We start from the raw sequence: 20,263 nt of genomic DNA, 5'->3' as shown, positions 1-20,263 counted from the left end.
CGTCGTGCGCCTCTTCAAACTTCGTGAGGGATTATGAATCCGCTGTTATTCACCCCGCGCCGTCGCATCGCGGCCGCGCTCTGGCTTTCTTTAGGCATCACCGGCGCCGCGCTGGCGCAACCGCAGCCGCCGTTGGCGGAGCGCGCGCCGAAAGCGCTGACGGCGCACGGCGAGACGCGCATCGACGATTACTACTGGCTGCGTGACGACAGCCGAACAGAGCCGAAGGTGCTGGACTACCTGAAGGCGGAGAACCGCTACACCGAGCAGATGATGGCGCCGTACCAGAAGCTGCGCGCCACGCTCTATCAGGAGATGTTGGGCCGCATGAACCCTGACGATCGTTCGGTGCCGTATCAGCTCAACGGCTATCGCTATCAGGAAAGCTACGCTGCCGGCAAAGATTTCGCGTTGTATCAGCGCCAGGCGCTCACCGCCGACGCGCCGTGGCAAACCCTGCTGGACGCCAATCAGCGCGCGGCCGGCCACGCCTACTATCGCCTGGGGGCGATGGATGTCAGCCAGGACAACCGCCGGCTGGCGGTGGCCGAAGATCTGCAGGGCCGCCGCCAATACCGCATCTCCCTGCGCGATATAGGCAGCGAACGCTGGTCGCCGGAAACGCTGGAAAACACCTCCGGCAACATGGTGTGGGCCAACGACAACCAAACCCTGTTCTACGTGCGCAACCACCCACAAACGCTGTTGCCATACCAGGTCTATCGCCATCAGTACGGTACGCCGACGGCGGAAGATAAGCTGGTGTACCAGGAAAACGATCCGGCGTTCTACCTCAGCCTCGGCCGCTCGTCCTCGCGCGATTACCTGATTCTGACCATCAGCGGCAACACCACCTCCGAAGTGCGCCTGATCGACGCCAACCAGCCGCAGCGCGAGCCGCAGCTGTTCGCCGCCCGGCAGAACGGCCGCGAGTATTACCTCGATCACTACCGCGGTGAGTTCTACCTGCGTTCCAACCATCAGGATCCGAACTTTGGTCTGTACCGCACGGCGGCGGCGGGCAAACCCTGGCAGACGCTGATCGCGCCGCAGGCGCAGCACGAGGTGGAGAACTTCAGCCTGTTCCGCGACTGGCTGGTGGTGCAGGAGCGCGCCAACGGACTGGTGCAGCTGCGGCAAATCAGCTGGGACGGCAAAACCGAGCGCGCCATCCCGTTCGACGACGCCAGCTACATGGCCTGGCTGGGCTATAACCCTGAGCCGGACAGCGATCGCTTGCGCTACGGCTATTCGGCGATGACCACGCCGACCCACACCTATGAGTGGGATCTGAACAAGGGCGAGCGCACCCTGCTGAAGCAGCAGGAGGTGAAAGGTGTCGATCCGAGCCTGTATCACAGCGAGCGCATCTGGGTCACGGCGCGCGACGGCGTGAAGGTGCCGGTCTCGCTGGTGTACCGCACATCGCTGTTCAAAAACGGGCATAACCCGCTGCTGGTGTACGGCTACGGCGCTTACGGCATGAGCATGGATCCGGCGTTCAGCGCCAACCGCATCAGCCTGCTGGATCGCGGCTTCGTCTATGCGCTGATCCACGTGCGCGGCGGCGGCGAGCTGGGGCAGAGCTGGTACAAGCAGGGCAAGCTGACGCATAAACCGAACAGCTTCAACGACTTCATCGACGCCACCCAGGCGCTGATCAAAGACGGCTACGGCCAACCGGGGCGCATCTACGCCATGGGCGGCAGCGCCGGCGGCTTGCTGATGGGGGCGGTGATCAATCAGGCGCCGCAGCTGTACAACGCGGTGGTGGCGCAGGTGCCGTTCGTCGACGTGGTGACCACCATGCTGGACGACAGCATTCCACTCACCACCGGGGAATACGAGGAGTGGGGCAACCCGCACCAGTCGGCCGCCTATGCGCTGATGAAGTCCTACAGCCCGTACGACAACGTGCGCAAGCAGCGTTACCCGAACCTGCTGGTCACCAGCGGTTTGTACGACTCGCAGGTGCAGTATTGGGAGCCGGCCAAATGGGTGGCGAAGCTGCGGCGCTTCAAGCAGGGCGATTCGCTGCTGCTGCTCTCTACCGACATGACCGCCGGCCACGGCGGCAAATCGGGCCGCCTGGCGCGGCTGGAAAACGGCGCGCTGGAGTACGCCTTTATTCTGGCGGCGGATCGGCAGGTGCAGAAATAACCTTCAGCGCCGCGGCACGCTGCGGCGCAATAAAACAATAACAACCTTTTAACGCGCTTTCGGCGGGCTTTTTGCTGGGCATTGTCGGCCATCAAACCTTATTGGCTATTTCTGGGGATATATGAAAATCAAAATGATAGCGAGCCTGATCGGCGCGGGACTGGCGCTGTACGGGCCGGCTGCGGCCGCGCAGGAACAGGCGGAAAACAATAAAGGCAGCGTGGCGTTCAGCCCGCTCAACGTCTCGGCCGCCGATAGCGGCAAGAGCAGCGAAAAAGACGCATTGGCCCGGCCGGGCGCGTTCAGCTCGCGCGATGAAAACAAGAATCTGGAGTCGGTGGACAGCATTCTGCGCAGTATGCCGGGCACCTATACCCAGATCGATCCCGGCCAGGGATCGGTCAGCGTCAATATTCGCGGCCTGAGCGGCTTTGGCCGGGTCAACACCATGGTCGACGGCATCACGCAAAACTACTACGGCAACTCGCCGAGCGACGCAGCGCACGGGGGATTGCCCACCAGCCAGTTCGGGGCGTTGATCGATCCTAACTTTATCGTCGGCGTCGACGTGGCGCGCGGCAATGCCACCGGCTCCGCTGGGGTGAACGCTCTGGCGGGCAGCGCCAACTTCCGCACTATCGGCGTGGACGACGTGGTGTTTTCCGATAACCCGTTCGGCGTGCGCACCAAATTCTCGGTGGGCAATAACGGCATCGGCCGCAGCGGCATGATCGCCGTCGGTGCCAAAACCGCCGCCTTTGCCGACGGCGGCAGCCTGGGCGCGATGGCAGCGATCAGCGGCAGTTCCATCACCTCCAACTACAAAAACGGCGCCGGTTTCGACAGCGAGATGTTCAACGTCGATAAAACCTACCGCCAGAACCCGAAATCCCAGCTGTTTAAGGTGGACATCAAGCCGGATGCCTTTAACAGCATCGAACTGTCGGCGCGCAGCTACCAGAATAAAATCACCCGCCGCCACATCGACAGCGACGATTTTTACCTTAAATATCACTACGCGCCGTTCTCGGAACTGATCGATTTCAACCTGACCGCCAGCACCAGCCGGGGTGAGCAGAAATTCATGTCCAACAACATGGCGGGCTTCAGCGACAGCACGGCGAAAAACATCTCCGATGCGCTGGATATCAACAACACCAGCCGTTTCAGCCTGCAGGACGTCGATTTCGCCTTCAGCTACGGCGGCAAGCTGGTGCGCAACGAGTATAAGAAAAAGGCCTCCGGTTTGGTGACGGATGACAATCAGGCGGAAAGCATGCCGGTGGGAATGTCGGGCAAGCAGGATATCTCCAGCCTGTACAGTGGGTTGCAGGCCAACTACGGTATCTGGCAGGGGAATTTCGATCTGAACTACACCGCCTATCGCCTTTCCGGCTATAAGCCGGCCTGTGACGAGCGCGTAGAGTGCTTCCCGCAGGGCGCCGGCAATATCAACCGCAACGAACACGGCTTCAACCCGTCGGTCATGCTGTCGGCGCAGGTGACGCCGTGGCTGCAGCCGTTCGTCAGCTACAGCAAGTCGATGCGCGGGCCGAATATCCAAGAAGTGTTCTTCGCCAACAGCGGCGGCCAGTCGATGAACCCGTTCCTGAAGGGTGAAAAAGCGGAGACCTGGCAGGGCGGGTTCAACGCCAATGCCCACGATCTGTTGTTCAAGCAGGACAGCTTCCAACTGAAAGCGGTCTATTTCGAAACCAGGATCAAAAACTACATATCCAGCCAAACCTACCTGGTGTGTAAAAACCGTCAGAAGTGCAACCGTTCGCAGGCGACGCAGGAAGAGTGGGATAACGCGGACATCAACGTCAGCATGACCATGTACAGCAATGCTCCCGATCCGGTCAAAATGCGCGGGGTGGAGCTTGAAGCGCTGTACGACGCCGGTTTCGCCTTCACCAAGCTGTCGTTAAGCAAGGAGCATACCTCGCAGCCGACCAACCAGGCCAGCAACGTGTTCGGCGCGGGCGATGTCAGCGAACTGCCGGAATTCTACTTCACGCTGGACAGCGGGGTACGCTTGCTGGACGAGAAACTGACGCTGGGCGGGGTGGTGAAATACACCGGCAAATCGGTGCGCCTGTCGCCGGACTCTGATTACGATGAGAATGAGCAGTTGCTGAAAGAGCCGGCGCCGCATATTCCGACCATTATCGATCTATACGGCACCTATCAGGTGAATCGCAATCTGTTGCTGAAGCTCAGCGTGCAAAACCTGATGGACAAAGACTATTCGGACGCGCTGAACAAGATGAACTCGCTGCCGTCGCAGTCGCAGTATGAGACGCCGACCAACACCGCCCGTGGGCGCACCTATATCTTCGGCGGGGAGGTGCGCTTCTAAACCGCAGCAGAGCAGGGCGCAGTCACTGCGCCCGTTTCGCCTGCAGCAGCCATTTGTCCAGCTCGTTGGCGAACTGCTGGCGGTCGCGCTGGTTCAGCGCGTTCGGGCCGCCGGTCTGGATGCCGCTGGCGCGCAGGGTATCCATAAAATCGCGCATGTTGAGGCGCTCGCGGATGGTGTCCGGCGTATAGCGTTCGCCGCGCGGGTTCAGCGCCACCGCGCCTTTCTCTATCACCTCTGCCGCCAGCGGGATATCGGCGGTGATCACCAGATCGCCTGCTTCGCAGCGGCGCACGATCTCGTTGTCGGCCACGTCGAAGCCGGCCGCGACTTGCAATGAACGAATGTACTTAGACGGCGGCGTGCGCAATGGCTGATTCGCCACCAGCGTCACGGTGATGGCGGTACGATCGGCGGCGCGGAACAGCACCTCTTTGATCACGTTCGGACAGGCGTCCGCATCGACCCAAATCTGCATCATTTCGGCTCCTGCAGCCAGTCGCGCACCGGCAGGAAATCGCGCGCCAGCGCCGCTTCCGGGCTGTCGGCGTCCGGCTGGTAATTATATTCCCAACGCACCAGCGGCGGCATCGACATCAGGATGGACTCGGTGCGCCCGCCGGTTTGCAGCCCGAACAGCGTGCCGCGATCCCACACCAGGTTGAACTCCACGTAGCGGCCGCGGCGATACAGCTGGAACTGGCGCTCGCGCTCGCCCCAGGTCAAGGCCTTGCGTTTTTCGACGATCGGCAGATAGGCGTCGAGGAAGCCCTGGCCCACCGCGCGGGTGAAGGCGAAGCAGTGGTCGAAGTCCGGGGTGTTCAGATCGTCGTAGAACAGGCCGCCGATGCCGCGTGCTTCGTTGCGATGCTTAATGAAGAAGTAATCGTCGCACCATTGCTTGTATTTCGGGTAGACCTCGTCGCCGAACGGCGCGCACAGCTCGGCCGCGGTGCGGTGCCAGTGCAAGGCATCCTCTTCGAAGCCGTAGAACGGCGTCAGATCAAAGCCGCCGCCGAACCACCACACCGGCGCTTCGCCCGGTTTTTCGGCGATGAAGAAACGCACGTTGGCGTGGCTGGTGGGCACGTAAGGGCTGAGCGGATGGATAACCAACGAGACGCCCATCGCCTGGAAGCTGCGCCCGGCCAGTTCCGGACGGTGCGCGGTGGCCGAGGCCGGCAGGGTGGCGCCGGAGACGTGCGAGAAGTTGACCCCCGCCTGTTCAAACACCGCGCCGTTGGTCAGCACGCGGCTGCGGCCACCGCCGCCTTCTTCACGCGTCCATTGGTCTTCGGTGAACACGGCACCGCCGTCGGCCTGGGCGAGCTGCGCGCAGATATGATCCTGCAGCGCCAGCAGGAAGGATTTTACTTCAGCGATGTTAGGTAAACTCATGCGGGGTCTTTATAGCGTCTGGCTGAACAAGGCGCTGAGTATACTCTTATTCGCCGCGCGCGGCATCAGCGGGGTTTGCGCTGGTGGGCGTCGAAGTAGTCGAAGAAGTTGACGATGCCATCCGCGATGGCGCGGGCTATTTTCTCGCGAAACGCGGTGGTGCCCAGCAGCCGCTCTTCGTTTGGGTTGGTGATGAACGAGGTTTCCACCAGCACCGAGGGAATGGACGGGGATTTTAACACCGCGAACGCCGCCTGTTCGGTGCTGTCGCTGTGCAGGTGGTGTACCGGGCGAATTTGGCCGAGCACGTGGCGGCCGAGCGTCAGGCTGTTGTTGATGGTGTCGGTTTGCACCAGATCGAACAGCACCTGCTGCAGGTAGTTGTCCTGATCCTTGTACTTGCCGCCCGCCACGTCGTCGGCGGCGTTTTCACGGTTGGACAGGTAGCGCGCCATGGCGCTGCTGGCGCCGCGGTTGGAGAGGGCGAACACCGAAGCGCCGGAGGCCGATGGGCTGGTAAAGCCGTCGGCGTGAATCGAAATGAACAGGTCAGCCTGATGCTGGTGGGCGATCTCCACCCGTTGGAACAGCGGAATGAACTCGTCTTCTTCGCGCGTCAGGCGCGCCTCGACGTGGTCGTGCTCATGCAGAAAACGGCGCACGTGGTTGGCGATTTCCAGCACGATGTGTTTTTCCTGCGAGCCTTCGTGGCCGACCGCGCCGGAGTCGATGCCGCCGTGGCCGGGATCGATCATCACCAGCTTTTTGCCGCCGGCCGGTTTCGCCGCCGGTTTGCTGTGCTGATTGCGCAGCAGGCCTTCCGCCCTGGCGCTGCGGTTTTTCACGCCGAACAGCGCCACCGCCAGGCCGGAAAGCAAAAGTTGGCGTCGCGTCGGGGAAACGGCAAGCGGCTTAAAATTGAGGAATTGTTTACCCTGCTTTTTCATTACGCAACGCTCCATCGACGTTTCTATTTTGCGACGTTATATCGTATTGATAATCATTAATCGACCCGATAACTATTTCCATTTATTACGCCTGTTACCGGCGATTTCTGGGCAAATAGCGCGGTAAATCGCAGTTTGATATTGCGTAAGTGAATAATCACGCGATAATCAGATAAACACCTTAATTAACAGCGGCCAACATCGATGGAAATTCGCGTATTTCGACAAGACGACTTTGAAGAGGTCATTACCCTGTGGGAGCGCTGCGATCTGCTGCGGCCCTGGAACGATCCGGAAATGGACATCGAGCGCAAGCTGAACCACGATCCGGAGCTGTTCCTGGTGGCGGAAGTCGGCGGCGAAGTGGTCGGTTCGGTGATGGGCGGTTATGACGGCCACCGCGGCTCGGCGTATTACCTCGGGGTGCATCCCGACTATCGCGGGCGCGGCATCGCCAATGCGTTGATCAATCGTCTGGAGAAGAAGTTGATCGCCCGCGGCTGCCCGAAGATCCAGATTATGGTGCGCGAAGACAACGACACGGTAGTCGAGATGTACGAGAAGCTCGGCTACGAGATCCAGGGCATCACCAGCCTGGGCAAGCGGCTGATCGAAGATCAGGAATATTGATCGAGCGGCGGGCGGCGGTGTTGCACCGCCCGCCACAGTTCATTACGGCAGCTTTTTGACGGTTTTCACGTCCACTTCGACGCTGTTCCAGTCTTTATCCACTTTGCCTTCCAACTGCACCTTGTCTTTTGGCGTAACGGTTTGGCCGTTCCAGCGTTTGCGATCGATATCGACCGTCAGGGTGCCGGTGGCGTCGCGGAAGGTATAGGTTTCGTCGCCGATGCGCTGCTCGATGTTGCCCTGCAGCATCACCCAGGTGTCGTCGCTCATCGATTTCACCTTGTCCACGGTGGTCAGCGCCGCGCTGGGGCCGGAGAAACCGCCTTGTGCGGTGGTTTGCGTTTGGGCCTGCGGCGCGGCCGGATCGAGGAACCCGCCTTGTTGCGCCAGTACCGGTGCGCTGCACAGCGCGATCAGAGCGGCCAGAGTCAGTTTTTTCATGTTGCGCTTCCTTATCGTTATCGAAAATCACATCCCGCTGATATCGGGTTGCTTGCTCAGTGATAAGGATTAAAACACGCCGATCTTAAGAGCTTCTTAAGCCGACGCATTGAAATTCACGCCGCCGGCGCCCATCTGTAGCCATAGTCTTTATTCTGTTGGCAAGGAACGATCGTTGAAGCCATTCTCACCCCGTTTTTCCCCGGACGATTACGACCAGCACGGCGCGCTGCGGCTGCCGCTGGGATTTTGGGCCGTGCTGATACTGCAGGCGCGCACCTGGCTGCTGTTCGTGATGGCCGGCGCTTCGCGTGAGCAGGGCGAAAGCTTGCTGGCGCTGTTTTATCCGGATACCCAACGCTTTTGGTACGGCATGCTGCTCGGCCTGCCGGCGGCGCTGGCGTTTTTGCTGAGCGGCCGTCGCCACCAATGGCCGCGGCTGTGGAGCGGCTGGCGCTGGGGGCTGGTTATCTCCGTGCTGGCGTCGTTCGGTGGCTCGCTGTTCAGCCTGTGGCGCCAGGACGGCGATGCGCCGGGGTTGGAGCTGGCGTTGGTGCTGCTCGATGCGCTGGCGCTGAGCTATCTGCTGTTGAATGCGCGCCTGAAAGCCTGTTTTGCGCCGGCGGAGCACGCCGACTAATTGCCGAGAAGTGCGGCACTTTTCGCATTTTCCGCACTCCAAGCTGGCAACCGTTGGCGTAGTGCGGGCCGTTGTGAGAGGCTGGCACGCAGCAAAACGCCGAGTGCGGCAGCGGCGGGTTACCGCCCCGTGCCATTGATGTTTAAGGAGCTAGAGATGAATATTCGCCCCCTGTTGTTAGGGCTTCCGCTGTTACTGACCGGTTGTTCGAGCATGTCCAATTTCTCCTGGTCCAGCCTGTCGCCGTTCAACTGGTTCGGCAGCAGCCTGGAGGTCGGCGCCAAGGGCGTCGGCAAGCTCAACGCCGGCACGCCGATGTCGGAAAGCGCCATCAACGACGGGTTGGACGGCAACTACCGCCTGCGCGGCGGCATGGCGACCAGCAACGGTCAGATCGTCTCTTATTACCAGGCGCTGTCCGGCGACGAAGTGAAGCTGGTGATCACCGGCGAGCCGAAAGGGCACGTGCAGCGGGTAGACGTAATGGATCAGAAAGTGGCAACGGAGTGGGGCAACAAGCTCGGCACGCCGTTCGGCGATATGTACAGCAAAGCGTTCGGCTCCTGTAAACCGGGCAGCGGCGAAGACGCCGGCAAAGTGGAGTGCGTGGCGGAACAGAGCAAGTACGTTACCTATATCTTTAGCGGCAAGTGGGCCGGGGCGCAGGACATCATCCCGCCGGACGACACCCTGAAAAGCTGGACGGTCAGCAAAATCATCTGGCACGCCAAGCCGCAGCAGTAATATGTTCAACGGGCGCCGGTTCACGGCGCCTGCCTTTTCAAGCCATTACCCCTATTTTCTTTGCGCTGCTGCAAGGCAATCGCCCGTGCTTGCGGTATGATAGCGCGCGTTTGTAACAGGGAACCCGCGCGTCAACCGCCATACCTTACCTGTTGCCGGATTCTGGTATTGAGGATAACAACATGACACAGGTTCAGAGCGGCATTCTGCTGGAGCACTGCCGTTTCGCCATTTTTATGGAAGCCACCGTACAGGGCGAATTCGCCGACTTGCGCCAGGGCTGCAAACAGTTTTGTCAGACGCTGAGCGAGCTGCAGCAGCAGTTTCCCGATGCGCGTCTCGGCGCGGTGATCGCTTTCGGCTATGACGTTTGGCACGATCTTTCCAACGGCCAGGGTGCGAAAGAGCTGAAGCCGTTCACGCCGCTCGGCAAAGGGCTGGCACCGGCCACCCAGCGCGATATGCTGATCCACATTCAGTCGCTGCGTCACGACGTCAACTTCACGCTGGCGCAGGCGGCACTGGCGGCGTTCGGCAACGCCATCAAGATTGAAGAAGAAACCCACGGTTTCCGCTGGGTGGAAGAGCGCGATCTGAGCGGTTTCATCGACGGTACCGAAAACCCGCAGGGCGAGCAGCGCCCGGCAGTGGCGACGATTGCCGAAGGCGAAGAAGATGCAGGCGGCAGCTACGTGCTGGTGCAGCGCTATGAGCACAACCTGCGCCAGTGGCAGCGCTTTACCACCGAACAGCAGGAGCAGATCATCGGTCGCACCAAGCGCGACAGCGAAGAGCTGCCGGCCGATCAGCGCCCGGATACCTCGCACGTCAGCCGCGTCGATCTGAAAGAGAACGGCAAAGGCCTGAAAATTCTGCGCCAGAGCCTGCCTTATGGCACCGCCAGCGGCAAGCATGGTCTGTTCTTCATCGCCTATTGCGCACGCCTGCACAATATCGAGCAGCAGCTGCTGAGCATGTTCGGCGATCTGGACGGCAAACGCGACGCGATGCTGCGTTTCAGCCGTGCGGTTACCGGCAGCTACTACTTTGCGCCATCGCTGACGCGCCTGCTGTCACTGTGACGCCGTTGCCGAAGCCGGCGCGCCCGGCTTCGGCCCGTTTCCCGTCCCGAAAACGCCTCGCATTCCCTGCCTTATAGCGTTTGATGCTTGTAAATCACTAAACGGTATATAAAAGCGTTACAGCTCCGCGCCGAGTTATAAATACACTGGTCGTCAATAAGGCGAAAGCCTGAAGGAATGACTCAGTGATAAGGTGCAGAATGAAACAAAACCGGGTTAAAAATCTCGTGCTGAAAGGTTGGCTGGCGGCTGCGCTGTTGGCGAGCGGCGCCGCGTCGGCGGCGGAATTGCTGAACAGCTCTTATGACGTTTCCCGTGAATTGTTCGTCGCGCTGAATCCCGGCTTTGAACAGCAGTGGAATCAACAGCATCCGAACGACAAGCTGACCATCAAACAATCGCACGCTGGTTCCTCCAAGCAGGCGCTGGCGATCCTGCAGGGCCTGCGCGCCGACGTGGTGACGTACAACCAGTTCACCGACGTGCAGATCCTGCACGATCGCGGGCAGCTGATCCCGGCGGACTGGCAGGCGCGCCTGCCGAACAACAGTTCGCCGTTCTACTCCACCATGGCGTTTCTGGTGCGCAAGGACAACCCGAAGGGCATCCACACCTGGAACGATCTGGTGCGCGACGACGTGAAGCTGGTGTTCCCGAACCCGAAAACCTCCGGTAACGGCCGTTACACCTATCTGGCCGCCTGGGGCGCCGCCAATCAGGCCGACGGCAACGATCCGGCCAAGACCCGCGCCTTCATGACTCGCTTCCTGAAAAACGTGCTGGTGTTCGATACCGGCGGTCGCGGCGCGACCACCACCTTCGTTGAGCGCGGCTTGGGCGACGTGCTGATCAGCTTCGAATCCGAAGTGAACAACATTCGCAAGCAATACGGTGAAGACAAATACGAAGTGATCGTACCGCCGGTCGATATTCTGGCGGAGTTCCCGGTGGCCTGGGTCGACAAAAACGTAGAGCGCAACGGTACCGAACAGGCGGCCAAAGCCTATCTGAACTATCTCTACAGCCCGGCGGCGCAGCAGGTGATCACCAGCTTCTACTACCGCGTGTATGACCAGAAAGCGATGGCGGCGGCGAAGGGGCAATTCCCGGACACCCAACTGTTCCGCGTGGAAGACCAGTTCGGCGGCTGGCCGCAGGTGATGAAAACCCACTTCGCCACCGGCGGCGAGTTGGATCAGCTGTTAGCGGCAGGGCGCAAGTAAATGTTGGCGTTGTCGTCCAGTAAGCGGGTGCTGCCCGGATTTGGCCTCAGCCTCGGCAGCAGCCTGTTTTATACCTGTTTGATCCTGCTGTTGCCGCTCACCGCGCTGGTGATGCAGCTGGCACAGATGAGCCTGGCGCAATACTGGGAAGTGATTTCCAACCCGCAGGTGGTGGCGGCGTATAAAGTGACGCTGCTGGCGGCCGGCGTCGCCAGCCTGTTTAACGCGGTGTTCGGCATGCTGATGGCCTGGATCCTGACGCGCTACCGTTTTCCCGGCCGTTCGCTGCTGGACGGCCTGATCGATCTGCCGTTCGCGCTGCCGACCGCGGTGGCCGGCCTGACGCTGGCCGGCCTGTTTTCCACCACCGGCTGGTACGGTCAGTGGCTGGCGCACTTCGATATCAAGGTCACCTTTACCTGGCTTGGGATCGCGGTAGCGATGGCGTTCACCAGCCTGCCGTTTGTGGTGCGCACCGTGCAGCCGGTTCTGGAAGAGCTGGGGCCGGAATACGAAGAGGCTGCCGAGACGCTGGGCGCTACGCGCTGGCAGAGTTTCCGCCGCGTGGTGTTGCCCGAGGTGGCACCGGCATTGCTGGCCGGCACCGCCATCTCCTTTACCCGCAGCCTGGGCGAGTTCGGCGCGGTGATTTTTATCGCCGGCAACATCGCCTGGAAGACGGAAGTGACCTCGCTGATGATTTTCGTGCGTTTGCAGGAGTTTGATTACCCGGCGGCCAGCGCCATCGCCTCGGTGATCCTGGCGGCGTCGCTGCTGCTGCTGTTCAGCATTAACGTATTGCAAAGCCGCTTCGGCAGACGTTTGGGAGGAGGGCACTGATGGCCGATGTTTCCGCCTTCAACGGCGCCGAGCGCCCGCGCGTCAACTGGGGCAAGTGGACGCTGATCGCCATCGGCGCGCTGTTCTCGGTGCTGCTGCTGGTGGTGCCGATGATGTCGATTTTCGCCGAGGCCTTTTCCAAAGGGTTCGGCGCGATGTGGAGCAACTTGCTCGATCCGGACATGCTGCACGCCATTTGGCTGACGGTCTTGATCGCGCTGATCACCGTGCCGTTCAACCTGGTGTTCGGCACGTTGCTGGCGTGGCTGGTGACGCGCTTCACCTTCCCCGGCCGCCAGCTGCTGCTGACGCTGATCGATATCCCGTTCGCCGTTTCACCGGTGGTGGCGGGGCTGATTTACCTGCTGTTTTACGGCAGCAACGGCTTGCTGGGCGGCTGGCTGGATGCGCATAACATCCAGATCATGTTCTCCTGGCCGGGCATGGTGCTGGTGACCATTTTCGTCACCTGCCCCTTCGTGGTGCGCGAGCTGGTGCCGATGATGCTCAGCCAGGGCAGCCAGGAAGACGAGGCCGCCATTCTGCTGGGGGCGTCCGGCTGGCAAATGTTCCGCCGCGTGACGCTGCCCAACATTCGCTGGGCGCTGCTGTACGGCGTGGTGCTGACCAACGCGCGCGCCATCGGCGAGTTCGGCGCGGTGTCGGTGGTGTCCGGTTCGATTCGCGGCGAAACCTACAGCCTGCCGCTGCAGGTCGAGCTGTTGCAGCAGGATTACAACACCGTCGGCGCCTTTACCGCCGCCGCCCTGTTGACCCTGATGGCGATCGTTACCCTATTTTTGAAGAGCGCGCTGCAGTGGCGTCTGGAACGTCAAAACGCGCGTCTCGAGCGGGAGGAAAATCATGAGCATTGAGATTAACGGCATCAACAAGTCCTTCGGTCGCACCAAGGTATTGAACGATATCTCGCTCGATATTGCTTCCGGCGAGATGGTGGCGCTGCTCGGGCCGTCCGGTTCCGGCAAGACCACGCTGCTGCGCATCATCGCCGGGCTGGAAAGCCAGAGCGGCGGCAAGCTGGGCTTCCACGGCACCGACGTCAGCCACATGCACGCGCGCGACAGGCGCGTGGGCTTCGTGTTTCAGCACTATGCGCTGTTCCGCCACATGACGGTGTTCGACAACATCGCCTTCGGCCTGACCGTGCTGCCGCGCCGCGAGCGGCCGAACGCCGCGGCGATCAAACAGAAAGTCACCCAGCTGCTGGAAATGGTACAGCTGGGCCACCTGGCCAACCGCTATCCGTCTCAGCTGTCCGGCGGCCAGAAACAGCGCGTGGCGTTGGCGCGCGCCCTGGCGGTGGAACCGCAAATTCTGCTGCTGGACGAACCGTTCGGCGCGCTGGATGCGCAGGTGCGCAAAGAGCTGCGCCGCTGGCTGCGTCAGCTGCACGAAGAGCTGAAATTCACCAGCGTGTTCGTCACCCACGATCAGGAAGAGGCGATGGAAGTGGCCGACCGCATCGTGGTGATGAGCCAGGGCAATATCGAACAGGTCGGGTCGCCGGAAGAGATTATGCGCGAACCGGCCAGCCGCTTCGTGCTGGAGTTCATGGGGGAAGTGAACCGCCTGAACGGCGAAATTCGCGGTTCCCAGCTGTTCGTCGGCGCGCACCAGTGGCCGCTGTCGTTCCAGCCGATGCACCAGGGCAGCGTCGATCTGTTTCTGCGCCCGTGGGAAATGGAAGTGGCGACCGAAAGCAGCGAGCGTTGCCCGCTGCCGGTGCAGGTGCTGGAAGTCAGCCCGCGTGGCCACTTCTGGCAGCTGACGGTGCAGCCGATCGGCTGGCATCAGGAACCGATCGGCGTGGTGTTGTCGGAAGGCAATCCAACCCCGGTACGCGGCGGCCGTTATTACGTCGGCAGCCTCAATGCGCGGCTGTATGCCGGCGATCAACTGCTGCAACCTGTTGCGTTAGCCAAAAGCGCCTGATAGGTTTTAGCTGCCCTTTTCTTCAAGGCAACCCGCGGGTTGCCTTTTTACTTTACGCACACCAACACAGGCAAAGATCGTGACAACGCTCGAACAATGCATCGGGAACACCCCGCTGGTACAACTGCAACGGCTGGCCGCCCAGGCGGGCAGCGAGGTATGGGTCAAACTGGAAGGTAATAACCCGGCGGGATCGGTGAAGGATCGCGCTGCGTTGGCGATGATCCAGCAGGCGGAGCTGCGCGGCGAGATCAAGCCCGGCGACGTGCTGATCGAGGCCACCAGCGGCAATACCGGCATTGCGCTGGCGATGATCGCCGCGCTCAAAGGCTATACGCTGAAGCTGTTGATGCCGGAGAACATGAGCCTGGAGCGGCAGGCGGCGATGCGCGCGTACGGCGCCGAGCTGATCCTGGTCAGCCGTGAGCAGGGGATGGAAGGGGCGCGCGATCTGGCGCTGGAGATGCAGCGTCAGGGGCAGGGCAAGGTGCTGGATCAGTTCAACAATCTCGACAATCCCTACGCCCACTTCACCACCACCGGCCCGGAGATTTGGCGCCAGACCGAAGGACGCATCACGCACTTCGTTTCCAGCATGGGCACCACCGGTACCATTACCGGCGTGGGCGGTTACCTGAAGAGCCAGAATCCGCAGGTGCAGATTATCGGCCTGCAGCCGGCAGAAGGCAGCAGCATCCCCGGCATTCGCCGTTGGGCGCCCGCTTACCTGCCGGGCATTTTCCGCCCTGAGCTGGTGGATCAGGTGCTGGATATCGAGCAGCGCGATGCCGAGCAGACCATGCGCCAGCTGGCGCAGCGTGAAGGCATCTTCTGCGGCGTCAGCTCCGGCGGCGCGGTGGCCGGCGCCCTGCGCGTGGCGGCGGCCCACCCGGGCAGCGTCGTGGTGGCGATCGTCTGCGATCGCGGTGACCGTTACCTCTCTACCGGCGTGTTCGACTGAATGTGCCCTCCCGGCGGCGCGTTCCGCCGGGAAAACCCCTCTCACTTCCCTTTTGACCGACGGCATAGCCGGCCCGCCTGCGCGGTGGCCGGCGCCTGTCTGCACGCCAATACCCTGACAGAAGTAGAGAAATCGCGCGACAGCAGCCACAATAACGGTGGCGTGACGCGAACCGCGATGTGTAAGGATTGAGTAAAACCGGCTGCGGGCCGGCGGAATTGGCGGGAAAATAACGAAAATCGGTGAAGGAGCAAGGCATGAAAATTTTACTGGTCGACGATGACCTGGAGCTTGGCACTATGCTGAGCGAATACCTGACGGGCGAAGGCTTCGACGCCACGCTGGTGCTGACCGGCAAGGCGGGGGTAGAGGGTGCGCTGTCGGGCGACTATACCGCGATGATCCTCGATATCATGCTGCCGGACATGAGCGGCATCGACGTGCTGCGCGACGTGCGTAAGAAGAGCCGGCTGCCGATCATCATGCTGACCGCCAAAGGCGACAACATCGATCGGGTGATTGGCCTGGAGATGGGCGCCGACGATTACATGCCCAAACCTTGCTACCCGCGCGAATTGGTGGCGCGTCTGCGTGCGGTGTTGCGCCGTTTCGAAGAGCGGCCGCAGGAGGCGGACGACGAAGCCGCCATCAGCTTCGGCGAGTTGACGCTGAACCCTTCAACCCGCAGCAGCGAATGGCGCGGTAAGGCGTTTGATCTGACGGCTTCGGAATTCAATCTGCTGGAGCTGTTGTTGCGCGCGCCGGATCGCGTGGTGTCGAAGGATGAATTGTCCGAGAAGGGGCTGGGGCGACCGCGCGAGGCCTATGATCGCAGCGTGGACGTGCATATCAGCAATATCCGCCAGAAGCTGAGCGCGCTGGCCGGCAATACGCTGAGCATCGAGACGGTGCGCAGCATCGGCTATCGCATTCGGTAACCTGACATGCGCGGAAGACTGTTCTGGAAAATCTTGCTCGGCTTTTGGCTGACCTTCCTCATCATGACGCAGGCCCTGTGGGTGGCGTTTTCTTTGTATGGCGATCGCTATGTGCCGCCGGAAAACGCCATGGCGCGGCGGGTCATCGGCCTGCAGCTGACCTCGGCGGCTACCCAGTTGCGCAGCGGCGGCATGCCGGCGCTGGAAGCCCTGATGCGCGATTGGCCCGAGGACGACAGGCGTTTGCTGTCGGTGACGCCGATGACCCAACCGCCGCCGCCCGCGCCGGAAGAACCGGTATTTGAAGGGCGGCGGATGCCGAAGGAAATCTCTGCCTGGGTGCAAACCGGGGAAGGGCAGGGATACTGGCTGAGTTATAACGTGCGCGGGCTGCGGGAAGAATATCGGCCGGAGCGGCGTTCCCATTTCTTCAACATTCCTGCGCCGATGCTGTGGGTCGGCGGGCTGGGCGGTTTGCTGTTCAGCGCCGTGCTGGCCTGGAACCTGACCCGGCCGATGCGTCAGCTGCGCGGCGGCCTGGATCGGGTGGCGCAGGGCGATCTGTCGGTGCGGCTGTTCCCGAAAATGCGCCGCCGTCATGACGAGCTGTCCGACGTGGCGCGCGATTTCGACACCATGGCCGAGCGGCTGGAGCTGCTGGTCAGCGCCCGCGAGCAGCTGTTGCACGACGTTTCGCACGAGCTGCGTTCGCCGCTGGCGCGCCTGCAGCTGGCAATCGGCCTGGCGCGACAGAATGCCGGCAACGTCGAAACCTCGCTTAAGCGCATCGAACACGAGTCGGGGCGGCTGGATAAGATGATCGGCGAGCTGCTGGCGCTGTCGCGCGCCGAACACAGCAGCCTGCCGGACGAGGAGTATTTCGATCTGTACGGCCTGGTGGATGCGGTGGTGAGCGATGCACGCTACGAGGCGCAGGTGCCCGGCGTGGATATCGTGCTGCAGGCCGAGTCAGACGTGGAGTACACCGTCAAGGGCAATGCGGAGCTGATGCGGCGAGCGGTGGACAACATCGTGCGCAATGCGCTGCGCTTTTCCAGCCACGGCCAACGGGTGACGGTGGCGCTGACGCGCGTCGATAACCAGTTCCAGATCGCGGTCAGCGATCAGGGGCCGGGAGTCGAGGAGGCGAAGCTGTCGAGCATCTTCGATCCGTTCGTGCGCGTGAAGTCGGCGCTGTCGGGCAAGGGTTACGGCCTGGGGCTGGCGATCACCCGCAAGGTGGTGCTGGCGCACGGCGGCCAGGTTGAGGCGCGCAACGGCGATAAAGAGGGGCTGGTCATTACCCTGCGTATCCCGCGCTGGCAATAATAGACTATCTTACTTGCCATTTTGAACCAGGGCAGTGCTCGCCTTCGTCACGTACTGCGTGTACGCTCCGAAGGTTGCGCGCTGTCCATGTTCAAACTGCCTGCGCCGATAACGTCTATTATCCGCGGTATACCCAAAGGATTTCGAATTGCAGCTAGGCGGCAAGCGGGGGAATCCCCGGGAGCTTACTCCGGTTCCGGTAAGTGACCGGGGTGAGCACGTGCGGGCAACAACGCTGCGGTTCGAAAGACGAAGGGGATAAAAAAACGGCGCCGAGGGCGCCGTTTTTCTTGCTCATTCGCGATTACTTCTTGATGCGGATGATCGGGGTTTCGCCAACGGTCACGCTGCCGGACAGTTTGATCAGCTCTTTGATCTCGTCCATGTTGGAGATAACGACCGGCGTCAGGGTAGACTTGGCTTTTTCTTCCAGCAGAGGCAGGTTGAACTCGATAACCACGTCACCTTTCTTGACGCGCTGACCTTCTTCGGCGATGCGTTTGAAGCCTTCGCCTTTCAGTTCTACGGTATCGATGCCGAAGTGGACGAACAGCTCAATGCCGCTGTCGGATTCGATAGAGAATGCATGGTTGGTTTCGAAAATCTTACCGATGGTGCCGTCAACCGGAGCAACCATTTTGTTGCCGGCCGGTTTGATGGCGATACCGTCGCCAACGATTTTTTCAGCAAACACTACGTCCGGCACATCTTCGATATTGACGATTTCGCCAGAAAGGGGAGCGACGATCTCGATAGTGCCCGTGTCTTTCTTGTCATCAGAAACCAGAGATTTCAGTTTATCGAACAAACCCATGATCTTCTCCTAAGCATTAAATTGGGCGGCGTTCCAGTGTCGTGGAAGTTTAGCAGAGCGTTTTTTCTTCGATGAATTTATTGACGCAATTCATCAGGTCTTGTGCCGTTGGCTGTGCCAAGGCCTGCGCTGCCAACGCCTTCACATCTTCGAAATTCGTGTTACGAATAATTTTCTTGATGCGCGGGATTGAAATCGCACTCATGCTGAACTCATCCAGCCCCATGCCCAATAACAACAGTGTAGCACGCTCATCGCCAGCCAGTTCGCCGCACATGCCGGTCCACTTGCCTTCCGCGTGAGATGCATCAATAACCTGTTTGATCAGGCCAAGCACTGATGGGGACATCGGGTTATAGAGATGAGAAATCAGCTCGTTGCCGCGATCTACCGCCAGAGTATACTGGGTTAGATCGTTTGTCCCAATACTAAAGAAGTCGACTTCTTTCGCCAGGTGGTGAGCAATGACCGCCGCAGCCGGTGTTTCCACCATCACGCCCACTTCGATGCTCTCGTCAAACGCCTTGCCTTCTTCGCGCAGCTGCGCTTTCAGCGTCTCGATTTCGCCTTTCAGATCGCGCACTTCTTCCACTGAGATGATCATCGGGAACATGATGCGCAGTTTGCCGAACGCCGAGGCGCGCAGGATGGCGCGCAGCTGGGCGTGCAGGATTTCACGGCGGTCCATCGCGATGCGGATGGCGCGCCAGCCGAGGAACGGGTTCTCTTCCTTCGGCAGGTTCATGTACGGCAGGTCTTTGTCGCCGCCGATGTCCATGGTGCGGACGATCACGGCCTGCGAGCCCATGGCTTCCGCCACGGCTTTATAAGCCTGGAACTGCTCGTCTTCGGTCGGCAGCGAGTCGCGGTCCATGAACAGGAACTCGGTACGATACAGGCCGACGCCTTCCGCGCCGTTGCGCTCTGCACCCGCGACGTCGCGCACGGTGCCGATGTTGGCGCACACTTCAACCTGATGGCCGTCCAGCGTAATCGCCGGCAGGTCCTTCAGCTTGGCCAGATCGTTTTTCTCGGTGATGTATTGGTTCTGGGCGGCTTTCAGCTGATCGATAACGTCAGCGGTCGGGTTAACGTAAATTTTGTTGTTAACCGCATCCAGAATCAGGTAGTCGTCGTTTTTCACCTGCTTGGTCACGTCGCTGGTACCGACGATCGCCGGCAGCTCCAGGGAGCGCGCCATGATAGAGGTGTGGGAAGTCCGGCCGCCGAGATCGGTAATGAAGCCCAGCACTTTGTCCAGGTTCAGCTGCGCGGTCTCTGACGGGGTCAGATCGGTGGCCACCAGGATCACTTCGTCCTGAATGGAGCCCAGATCGACGATCGGCATGCCCAGGATGTTCTGCAGCAGGCGCTTACCAATGTCGCGCACGTCGGCGGCGCGTTCTTTCAGGTATTCGTCGTCCAGCTCTTCCAGCGCTTTCGCCTGACCTTCGATCACGGTGTAGGCGGCGGCGTCTGCGGAGGCCAGATCGTCTTTGATTAGGGCTATGATTTCCTGCTCAAGCTCTTCGTCTTCCAGCAACATGATGTGGCCTTCGAAGATAGCTTCCTTCTCTTCGCCGAAGGTTTCGCCAGCTTTGGTCTTGATCGCTTCCAGCTGTTCGGACGCTTTCGCGCGGCCGGCCAGAAAACGCGAGACTTCCTGCTCTACTTGATCAGCAGAGATTTTTTTCCGGTTGATGACGATGTCGTCTTCTTTCAGCAAGAGAGCCTTACCAAAAGCGATGCCCGGTGATACTAAAATGCCTGAAATCATAACCCTACCTTACTCTTGACTGGT

Annotated in this window: 19 protein-coding genes; 13 read left to right on the top strand and 6 right to left on the bottom strand. The window is 60.7% G+C overall.

All coding sequences use genetic code 11. The features are described from left to right. Positions 1-33: 33 nt before the first annotated feature. Positions 34-2,160, top strand: coding sequence for a S9 family peptidase (locus C3F38_RS20830; protein WP_080479002.1), 2,127 nt, complete (start codon positions 34-36; stop codon positions 2,158-2,160). Positions 2,161-2,281: 121 nt separating this feature from the next. Then, positions 2,282-4,522, top strand: a complete 2,241-nt coding sequence (locus tag C3F38_RS20825) for a TonB-dependent receptor domain-containing protein (RefSeq protein WP_055317352.1) — start codon at positions 2,282-2,284, stop codon at positions 4,520-4,522. Positions 4,523-4,544: 22 nt separating this feature from the next. Here C3F38_RS20825 and C3F38_RS20820 read toward each other — a convergent pair whose 3' ends face one another. The 3 genes from C3F38_RS20820 to amiA all read right to left on the bottom strand — a co-directional run bounded on the left by C3F38_RS20820 (position 4,545) and on the right by amiA (position 6,867). Then, positions 4,545-5,000 (bottom strand): YaiI/YqxD family protein, encoded by a 456-nt coding sequence (locus tag C3F38_RS20820; protein WP_004936514.1) that lies wholly within the window; start codon positions 4,998-5,000, stop codon positions 4,545-4,547. After that, a complete protein-coding gene (hemF, locus tag C3F38_RS20815; protein WP_055317353.1) occupies positions 5,000-5,920 on the bottom strand; it encodes an oxygen-dependent coproporphyrinogen oxidase in 921 nt (306 codons plus the stop codon). The genes C3F38_RS20820 and hemF overlap by 1 nt, the downstream gene beginning before the upstream one ends. 65 nt (positions 5,921-5,985) lie before the next feature. After that, positions 5,986-6,867, bottom strand: a complete 882-nt coding sequence (gene amiA / locus C3F38_RS20810) for an N-acetylmuramoyl-L-alanine amidase AmiA (RefSeq protein WP_047730137.1) — start codon at positions 6,865-6,867, stop codon at positions 5,986-5,988. 204 nt (positions 6,868-7,071) lie between these two features. Between amiA and C3F38_RS20805 the strand changes: the two genes are divergently transcribed. Continuing rightward, the gene (locus C3F38_RS20805) at positions 7,072-7,497 is read left to right on the top strand and encodes a GNAT family acetyltransferase (protein WP_004936504.1); all 426 of its coding nucleotides are present in this window, start codon (positions 7,072-7,074) and stop codon (positions 7,495-7,497) included. Positions 7,498-7,539: 42 nt separating this feature from the next. Here the strand turns inward: C3F38_RS20805 and C3F38_RS20800 are convergent, their stop codons facing one another. After that, positions 7,540-7,938: a YgiW/YdeI family stress tolerance OB fold protein gene (locus C3F38_RS20800; RefSeq protein ID WP_038881272.1), complete on the bottom strand. Its 399-nt coding sequence runs from the start codon at positions 7,936-7,938 to the stop codon at positions 7,540-7,542. Between the two features lie 175 nt (positions 7,939-8,113). On the opposite strand from C3F38_RS20800, the gene C3F38_RS20795 reads away from it, so the two are divergent. The 10 genes from C3F38_RS20795 to C3F38_RS20750 all read left to right on the top strand — a co-directional run bounded on the left by C3F38_RS20795 (position 8,114) and on the right by C3F38_RS20750 (position 17,648). Beyond that, entirely contained in the window at positions 8,114-8,578 is a 465-nt protein-coding gene (locus C3F38_RS20795) for a DUF2919 domain-containing protein (RefSeq protein ID WP_038881274.1), read from the top strand. A 156-nt stretch (positions 8,579-8,734) separates the two neighbouring features. Beyond that, positions 8,735-9,322 (top strand): RpoE-regulated lipoprotein, encoded by a 588-nt coding sequence (locus C3F38_RS20790; RefSeq protein WP_038881279.1) that lies wholly within the window; start codon positions 8,735-8,737, stop codon positions 9,320-9,322. A gap of 182 nt (positions 9,323-9,504) precedes the next feature. Beyond that, on the top strand, positions 9,505-10,404 hold the full coding sequence (locus C3F38_RS20785) for a Dyp-type peroxidase (RefSeq protein ID WP_038881282.1): 900 nt from the start codon (positions 9,505-9,507) through the stop codon (positions 10,402-10,404). A gap of 200 nt (positions 10,405-10,604) precedes the next feature. After that, on the top strand, positions 10,605-11,627 hold the full coding sequence (locus C3F38_RS20780) for a sulfate ABC transporter substrate-binding protein (RefSeq protein WP_055317354.1): 1,023 nt from the start codon (positions 10,605-10,607) through the stop codon (positions 11,625-11,627). Continuing rightward, positions 11,628-12,467 (top strand): sulfate/thiosulfate ABC transporter permease CysT, encoded by an 840-nt coding sequence (gene cysT, locus C3F38_RS20775; protein WP_019453852.1) that lies wholly within the window; start codon positions 11,628-11,630, stop codon positions 12,465-12,467. Beyond that, a complete protein-coding gene (gene cysW, locus C3F38_RS20770; RefSeq protein ID WP_038881290.1) occupies positions 12,467-13,342 on the top strand; it encodes a sulfate/thiosulfate ABC transporter permease CysW in 876 nt (291 codons plus the stop codon). The genes cysT and cysW overlap by 1 nt, the downstream gene beginning before the upstream one ends. Continuing rightward, positions 13,332-14,420: a sulfate/thiosulfate ABC transporter ATP-binding protein CysA gene (gene cysA / locus C3F38_RS20765; RefSeq protein ID WP_055313216.1), complete on the top strand. Its 1,089-nt coding sequence runs from the start codon at positions 13,332-13,334 to the stop codon at positions 14,418-14,420. The genes cysW and cysA overlap by 11 nt, the downstream gene beginning before the upstream one ends. 79 nt (positions 14,421-14,499) lie before the next feature. Further along, a complete protein-coding gene (cysM, locus tag C3F38_RS20760; protein WP_033638551.1) occupies positions 14,500-15,381 on the top strand; it encodes a cysteine synthase CysM in 882 nt (293 codons plus the stop codon). A gap of 257 nt (positions 15,382-15,638) precedes the next feature. Then, positions 15,639-16,319 (top strand): response regulator transcription factor, encoded by a 681-nt coding sequence (locus tag C3F38_RS20755; protein WP_038881296.1) that lies wholly within the window; start codon positions 15,639-15,641, stop codon positions 16,317-16,319. Between the two features lie 6 nt (positions 16,320-16,325). Continuing rightward, positions 16,326-17,648, top strand: coding sequence for an ATP-binding protein (locus C3F38_RS20750; protein ID WP_055317355.1), 1,323 nt, complete (start codon positions 16,326-16,328; stop codon positions 17,646-17,648). A 304-nt stretch (positions 17,649-17,952) separates the two neighbouring features. Here C3F38_RS20750 and crr read toward each other — a convergent pair whose 3' ends face one another. Then, positions 17,953-18,462 (bottom strand): PTS glucose transporter subunit IIA, encoded by a 510-nt coding sequence (gene crr, locus C3F38_RS20745; RefSeq protein WP_004936467.1) that lies wholly within the window; start codon positions 18,460-18,462, stop codon positions 17,953-17,955. Positions 18,463-18,511: 49 nt separating this feature from the next. Then, complete coding sequence (ptsI, locus tag C3F38_RS20740; protein ID WP_015378671.1) at positions 18,512-20,239, bottom strand: phosphoenolpyruvate-protein phosphotransferase PtsI; 1,728 nt, start codon at positions 20,237-20,239, stop codon at positions 18,512-18,514. Positions 20,240-20,263: the final 24 nt, after the last annotated feature.

The sequence above is a fragment of the Serratia sp. SSNIH1 genome (assembly GCF_002935055.1).
Lineage (GTDB): Bacteria > Pseudomonadota > Gammaproteobacteria > Enterobacterales > Enterobacteriaceae > Serratia > Serratia nevei.
The sequence above is the reverse complement of the archived record's forward strand: the minus strand, read 5'-3'. Positions and strand labels throughout refer to the sequence as shown.

Coding starts and splice junctions, on each gene's coding strand:
- C3F38_RS20830 (WP_080479002.1), top strand. CDS start 34: ATGAATCCGCTGTTATTCACCCCGCGCCGTCGCATCGCGGCCGCGCTC.
- C3F38_RS20825 (WP_055317352.1), top strand. CDS start 2,282: ATGAAAATCAAAATGATAGCGAGCCTGATCGGCGCGGGACTGGCGCTG.
- C3F38_RS20820 (WP_004936514.1), bottom strand. CDS start 5,000: ATGCAGATTTGGGTCGATGCGGACGCCTGTCCGAACGTGATCAAAGAG.
- hemF (WP_055317353.1), bottom strand. CDS start 5,920: ATGAGTTTACCTAACATCGCTGAAGTAAAATCCTTCCTGCTGGCGCTG.
- amiA (WP_047730137.1), bottom strand. CDS start 6,867: ATGAAAAAGCAGGGTAAACAATTCCTCAATTTTAAGCCGCTTGCCGTT.
- C3F38_RS20805 (WP_004936504.1), top strand. CDS start 7,072: ATGGAAATTCGCGTATTTCGACAAGACGACTTTGAAGAGGTCATTACC.
- C3F38_RS20800 (WP_038881272.1), bottom strand. CDS start 7,938: ATGAAAAAACTGACTCTGGCCGCTCTGATCGCGCTGTGCAGCGCACCG.
- C3F38_RS20790 (WP_038881279.1), top strand. CDS start 8,735: ATGAATATTCGCCCCCTGTTGTTAGGGCTTCCGCTGTTACTGACCGGT.
- C3F38_RS20785 (WP_038881282.1), top strand. CDS start 9,505: ATGACACAGGTTCAGAGCGGCATTCTGCTGGAGCACTGCCGTTTCGCC.
- C3F38_RS20780 (WP_055317354.1), top strand. CDS start 10,605: ATGAAACAAAACCGGGTTAAAAATCTCGTGCTGAAAGGTTGGCTGGCG.
- cysT (WP_019453852.1), top strand. CDS start 11,628: ATGTTGGCGTTGTCGTCCAGTAAGCGGGTGCTGCCCGGATTTGGCCTC.
- cysW (WP_038881290.1), top strand. CDS start 12,467: ATGGCCGATGTTTCCGCCTTCAACGGCGCCGAGCGCCCGCGCGTCAAC.
- cysA (WP_055313216.1), top strand. CDS start 13,332: ATGAGCATTGAGATTAACGGCATCAACAAGTCCTTCGGTCGCACCAAG.
- C3F38_RS20755 (WP_038881296.1), top strand. CDS start 15,639: ATGAAAATTTTACTGGTCGACGATGACCTGGAGCTTGGCACTATGCTG.
- C3F38_RS20750 (WP_055317355.1), top strand. CDS start 16,326: ATGCGCGGAAGACTGTTCTGGAAAATCTTGCTCGGCTTTTGGCTGACC.
- crr (WP_004936467.1), bottom strand. CDS start 18,462: ATGGGTTTGTTCGATAAACTGAAATCTCTGGTTTCTGATGACAAGAAA.
- ptsI (WP_015378671.1), bottom strand. CDS start 20,239: ATGATTTCAGGCATTTTAGTATCACCGGGCATCGCTTTTGGTAAGGCT.